Genomic DNA, 363 nt, shown 5'->3' with positions numbered 1-363 from the left:
AATCCTCCGCGGAATCCGCACCATCATCTGCAGGGTTTTCACCCTCGGATGCGCCGCTGAGGGAATCCAGGTAGCCCTCAATATCCTCAGCAATCACCTCGCCGGAGACAGTGCGCAGAGTCGAGTCCATCTTCTGCTCAATCTCACGCACCAGCTCGACCTTCTCGTAGTCCTTCGCCATTTCTTCGGCGAGCTCCGCCTCCCACTCATCGGCGTGGGCGCGCAGGCGGTCGTACTCCTCCGACTCGACCTCGATACCGAGAATAACCTCCAGCGCCTCAATCAGGCTCACGACCGCGCGCGGATTCTGCTGGTCAAAGCTCAGATACCCCGGGATGCTCATACGCAGCATGACCGAAGAGC

Annotated in this window: 1 pseudogene; it reads right to left on the bottom strand. The window is 60.1% G+C overall.

Features of this window, described 5'->3' with window-relative positions:
• Nucleotides 1-363: pseudogene (locus tag AB8E48_RS09015) on the bottom strand (PAC2 family protein); the annotation flags it as partial.

The organism is Rothia mucilaginosa (assembly GCF_964211445.1).
In the GTDB taxonomy this organism is placed as follows: Bacteria; Actinomycetota; Actinomycetes; order Actinomycetales; family Micrococcaceae; genus Rothia; species Rothia mucilaginosa_E.
Note: the sequence above shows the minus strand (reverse complement) of the source record. Positions and strands in the feature narration are given on the sequence as shown.